General features: G+C 69.9%; 4 protein-coding genes. 2 read left to right on the top strand and 2 right to left on the bottom strand.

Features of this window, described 5'->3' with window-relative positions; genetic code table 11:
• Positions 1–29: 29 nt before the first annotated feature.
• Both J5F18_RS11410 and J5F18_RS11405 read left to right on the top strand, forming a co-directional pair.
• Positions 30–593, top strand: a complete 564-nt coding sequence (locus J5F18_RS11410; protein WP_346298751.1) for a TRAP transporter small permease — start codon at positions 30–32, stop codon at positions 591–593.
• A gap of 18 nt (positions 594–611) precedes the next feature.
• Positions 612–1916 carry a TRAP transporter large permease subunit gene (locus J5F18_RS11405; RefSeq protein WP_346298750.1) on the top strand — a complete coding sequence of 435 codons (1305 nt, stop codon included), beginning with the start codon at positions 612–614 and terminating at the stop codon, positions 1914–1916.
• A gap of 9 nt (positions 1917–1925) precedes the next feature.
• On the opposite strand, the gene J5F18_RS11400 is transcribed toward J5F18_RS11405, so the two are convergent.
• Positions 1926–3788, bottom strand: a complete 1863-nt coding sequence (locus tag J5F18_RS11400) for a protein kinase (protein WP_346298749.1) — start codon at positions 3786–3788, stop codon at positions 1926–1928.
• A 183-nt stretch (positions 3789–3971) separates the two neighbouring features.
• On the bottom strand, positions 3972–5207 hold the full coding sequence (locus J5F18_RS11395) for a 2-oxo acid dehydrogenase subunit E2 (protein WP_346302221.1): 1236 nt from the start codon (positions 5205–5207) through the stop codon (positions 3972–3974).
• Positions 5208–5346: the final 139 nt, after the last annotated feature.

Here is a 5346-nt window from a genome sequence, read left to right as displayed (position 1 = left end):
CGCGCGGTGCCGGCCGACAGGAGCCGACCATGACCTACAAGTTTGCGCTGCTCTACCGCCTGGGCGCCTGGGGTGCGGCCGCCTGCATGGTGACGATCTGCGTCCTGGTGGCCCTGCAGGTGACCTTCCGCCTGGTCGATGCCCTGCTGGTCCTGGTCGGCCTGCGTCGCCTCGGCCTGGGCATCACGGGGGTCTCGGAGATCGCTGGCTACCTGCTGGTGGGGGCGACCTTCCTCGGACTCGCCTACACCTTCATCCATCACGCCCACATCCGGGTGACCCTGCTCCTCTCCCGGCTGCCCTCCCGGATCCGGGTGTGGGTCGAGGTATGGTGCCTGATCGTAGCACTCGCCATCGGCCTGCTGCTCGGGTACGGCCTCGTCGAGCTGGCCCGCGAGAGCCTGCACTACCGGGACGTCTCCTCGGGATTCCTGGCGATTCCGCTGTGGATTCCCCAGACCGTGCTTGCCACCGGGGTCGGGCTGCTCTGCCTGGCACTCGCCGAAACCCTGGTGATGACGCTGCGCCTCGCCGCCCGGGACCCCGACGGTTTCCGCGAGCTGACCGCCAGCGACGACAGCGACCTGCCCTGAGCCGGGAGACGACCCCAGGTGCTCACCCTCAGCCTTGCCGCCATCGTTACCCTGGCCCTGCTGCTCGGCAGCGGGGTCTGGATCGCCTTCGCCCTGATCGGCACCGCCTGGGTGGCCCTCGAGTTCTTCACCCCCTTCGCCCCCGGCCCCATCCTCGCCTCGGACTTCTGGGGCGCCAGCTACGGCTGGGACCTGACCGCCCTGCCGATGTTCATCTGGATGGGCGAGATCCTGTTTCGCTCGGGGCTGGCCGACAACATGTTCCGGGGGCTCTCGCCCTGGCTCAACCGGCTGCCCGGCCGGCTGCTGCACACCAACATCATCGGCAGCGGCCTGTTTGCCGCCGTCTGCGGCTCCTCGGCCGCCACCTGCGCCACCGTGGGCAAGATGACCCTGCCGGAGCTGGAACGGCGAGGCTACGACACCCAGATGGCCATCGGCACCCTGGCCAGCGCCTCCACCCTGGGGCTGCTGATTCCCCCCTCGATCGTGCTGATCGTCTACGGCGTGGTGACCGAGCAGTCCATCTCGCGGCTGTTCATGGCCGGCATCGGCCCCGGCCTGCTGATCCTGTCGCTGTTCATGAGCTACCTGATCCTCTGGGCGCTGCTCAAGGGGAACCGCGACGGGCTGACCGGCCGCGACGAGTCCTCGCTGCCGCTGCTGCAGAAGCTCCGCCAGACCTGGTCCCTGCTGCCCATCCTGGCGCTGATCGGCGGCATCATCCTCTCCATCTACGGCGGCCTGGCCTCGCCCACCGAAGCGGCCGCGGTGGGGGTCGTGCTGTCGATGCTGATCGCCCGCTGGAACGGCCACTTCGGGCGCGCCACCTTCCAGGCCTCGCTGTTCGCCGCGATCCGCACCTCCTGCATGATCGCCTTCATCATCGCCGGGGCTTCCTTCCTCACCTCGGCGATGGGCTTCACCCAGGTGCCCATGCAGCTCGCCCGGGCCATCGGCGAGATGGGGCTCTCGCCCACCCTGCTGCTGGTGGCGCTGACCCTGCTGCTGCTGGTGATGGGCTGCTTCCTCGACGGCATCTCGCTGATCCTGCTGATCACGGCGATCATCATGCCGCTGATCGGCGTCGCCGGCTTCGACCCGATCTGGTTCGGCATCTACCTGGTAATCGTGGTGGAGATGTCGCAGATCACCCCGCCGGTGGGCTTCAACCTGTTCGTGATCCAGGGGCTGACCGGCAGGGATATCCTGACCATCACCCGGGCCACCCTGCCCTTCTTCCTGCTGATGCTGCTGGCCATCGCCCTGCTGTACCGTTTCCCGGAGATCGCCCTCTACCTGCCCCAGGCGATGACCCGCTGAGCGCGGGGATCAGCGCCCCTCGATCTCGCCCCGCGCCTCACGCCCTGATTCACGCAGGGCGGCGCGCGGATCGCGGGGATAGAAGCGCTCGGGCTGGCGCTCCACGTGGGGGAAGAAGCGGGTGTCCTTGTAGGGCATCTTCATGAAGCCGGAGACGCCGAGGCCCTCGATCAGCCCCACGGCGTCGAGGATGTCCTCCAGGCGCCGGCGGAATTCCGCCTCCCGGGAGGGATCGAGCAGGCGGTAGTAGCTGTGGATCTTGAGGTGCTGGGGCAGCGCCTCGAAGATGATCATCCCGGTGTGGTGGATCTCGTTGAGCGCCTCCAGGGAGGTGATGATCGCCTCCGGCAGCACCAGGAACTCCTCGGGGTCGGGGCCATCCTCGAAGTAGCTGTGCAGCCGCGTGCGGTCCTCCAGCTCCGGCACCGCGCTCACCTCGTAGCCCAGGCGCATCTCGGGCTCGATCTGGAAGGGCCGCTCCGGCCCCTCGCGATCCAGGTGCAGGGTGTCGCGGGCGTTGAACAGGCAGCTCTTGAAGATCCCCTGGCGGTAGATGGCCCGGGCCAGGTGGACCATGTTGTTGACCGCCGCGGTGAAGGCCGGGCGCAGCGCGGCATCGTGCAGGCTGAGGGAGGTATCGATATAGACCCCGTCGGCCTCCCAGCGCACCGCCAGGCCGCCCACCACCGGGTAGCGGCCCAGGCGGCTCACCGCGGCCAGGAAGGCCTTCTCGGTCTCGCCCATGCCCTGCATGAAGTTCTTGTAGTAGCGGTCGAGCTGGACGTCGTTGACGTCGCTCAGGGTCTCGGGGGCCCCCTCCTCGCGCAGGAAGGCCTTGCGCGAGCTGTAGACCACGGTATCGATCTCGCGCCCCGCCGGGCGCACCCAGACCGGCACCAGCGCCTGGGGCGGCGTTACCGGCAGGTCGATCATCACCAGCCGGGCGAGCCTGGGCATCTCGCGGATGAAGTGGTCCCCCGCCTTCATGCGCAGGCGCGGGTCGGGGTCGAGCATGCCATCGAGCATGCGCGCGAACTCCACCGGCAGGCCCAGGGAGGTGGCGGGGATGGCCCGGTGGCCGAAGCGGCAGGACTGCGCCGAGGCCAGCGCATAGAGGGTCCCGGCGGCGCCCTGCTCGTCGAAGCGCGGCGAGGAGAGGGCGCCGTTCAGCTGCTCCTCGCCGATGAAGTAGACGTCGCCCAGGCGGGCGTTGGTCTGCTGCAGGTTGTCGGACATCAGCTCCATGACGTTGGCCGCCACGAACTGCTGGCTGGCATCGAGCTGGGCGAACACCGAGGAGCCCCAGTCGATCAGGGCGATGGCCTCGCTGTCGCCGTCGAACACCAGGTTGGAGGGCTTGATGTCGCCATGCACGATGGGCCGCCCCGCCGGGCCCCGCTCCCCGCGCAGGGTACGCAGGATATCCGCCAGCTGGCCGGCGATATGCACCACCAGGCGCGGCGACAGCCGCCCCTCGCGCAGCGACACCTCCTCGAGGTTGAGGCCCGGCGCCCGCTGCATGACGAGGATCGACTGGTGACGCACCCGCTGGTAGGCGATCAGCTTCGGCACCCGCGGGTGGTCCACCTGCTCCAGCATGAAGGCCTCCTCCTCGAGGCGGTCCTGCAGGTGCTGGGGCAGGTTGACTCGGGTGAACTTGAAGACGTACTGGTCGCCGAGTGCGGTGATGCCGGCGAAGACGAAGCCGTAGGCGCCCTTGCCGATCAGCGCGATCTCCCGGTAGCCCAGCTGCTCGAGCTGGGCCTGGCACAGCGCCACCCACTCCTTGAGCTTGCGGGCGTCGTCGTGGCTGAGCAGGTAGATCGACTGCTCTTCCGGGATATAGAACTGCTGCAGGGGCGCCTGGGTCATGGCCTAATCTCGAATGGTGATAGCACTGCCGGGCGCCTGGCGGCGCCATTCAGCCGGCAAAGCCGATCTCCCACCAGTCACCTCAAGCCTTGGCGGCCATCCATCTACCATCGAGGCCGTTTCTTCTGGTGGGAGCCACGCTCTGCGGGGCGAATCGCCGCGCAGCGGCGCAGACTGGATCGCCTAGCCGAGGTGGAGCAGCATGGTCTCGGGTGCCTCCAGATAGCCCTTCCAGGCATTGCAGAAGCGCGCGATGGTGCCGCCGTCGATGATCCGGTGATCCCCGGCCCAGGTGACGGTCATGATCGCCCGCTTGACCACCCGGTCGTCGGCATCGAAGCGCGGCAGCCACTGGGTCTTGCCGATGGCGACGATGGCCACCTCCGGGGCGTTGATGATCGGCGCCGCATAGGTGCCGCCCAGGGCCCCGATGTTGGAGATGCTGATGGTGCCGCCCTTGAGGTCCTCCTGGCTCACCTTGCCGGCGCGGGCCGCCTCGGTGAGGCGCGCCACCTCGGCCGCCACCTCCAGCAGGGTGCGCCCCTCGACGCCCTTGACGTTGGGCACCAGCAGGCCGGCGCGGCTGTCCACCGCCATGCCCACGTTCACCGAGGCGAGGTAGTGGATCTCGCTGGCGTCGTCGCTGAGGCGGGCATTGAGGATCGGCGCCTCGCGCACCGCCAGCGCCATGGCCTTCATGAAGAAGGGCATCAGCGTCAGCTTGCTGCCCAGGGCCTCCGCCCGGGGCTTGAGCCGCTCGCGCAGCGCCAGCAGCGCGGTGACATCGATCTCCTCGCCATACTGGAAGTGGGGGATGGTGCTGGCCGCCTCCACCATGCGCTTCGCCATCACGGCACGGACGCCGCGCAGCGGCTCCACCCGCACCGCCTCGCGCCCGGGCGCCGGTGACGCGGTCTCCGGTGTGGCGGCCTTTGCTCGCGCACCGGCCTGCGACTCGCGGCGCGGCGCCTCGCCCTGCTCCAGGTAGCGCAGCACATCCTCCTTGAGCACCCGTCCCTGGCGGCCGGAGCCCGGCACCGCCTCCAGGTCGAGCCCGTGCTCGCGCAGCAGGCGGCGCACCGCCGGGGCGGCCGGAATGCGCCCGTAGGGGCCACGCCCGACCTCCAGCGGCGCCTCCTGCTCGAGGCTCGCCTCGTCCGGCGCCGCCCGGCGCGTCCCGGGCTCGCCCGCCGGCGCGCTGACCGCGGCAGGGCCTGCCGGCGCCTCCTCGGCGCCCTCGGGCAGGTAGGCATAGAGGGGCGCATGCACCCAGGCGATCTCCCCCCGGGCGACGTGCAGCCGCTGGATCACCCCGGCCTCGGGGGCGGTGATCTCCACCAGAGCCTTGTCGGTCATCACGTCGACCACCGGCTGGTCCTCGGCGATGGCCTCGCCCTCGGCCACGCGCCACTCCACCACCTCGCACTCGACGATGCCCTCGCCGATATCCGGGAGGATAAACTCCTTGGCGGCCCGGCTCGGGGCGGCGGCCGGCGTCGCCGCCGCGGGCGCCTCGGGCCGGGGAGCCGCCGGCTCGGCCGGGCCAGGCTTGGCCGCC

It is taken from the genome of Halomonas sp. BM-2019 (assembly GCF_017584085.1).
This window is presented reverse-complemented; position numbering and strand designations above follow the sequence as displayed.

Coding starts and splice junctions, on each gene's coding strand:
- J5F18_RS11410 (WP_346298751.1), top strand. CDS start 30: ATGACCTACAAGTTTGCGCTGCTCTACCGCCTGGGCGCCTGGGGTGCG.
- J5F18_RS11400 (WP_346298749.1), bottom strand. CDS start 3,788: ATGACCCAGGCGCCCCTGCAGCAGTTCTATATCCCGGAAGAGCAGTCG.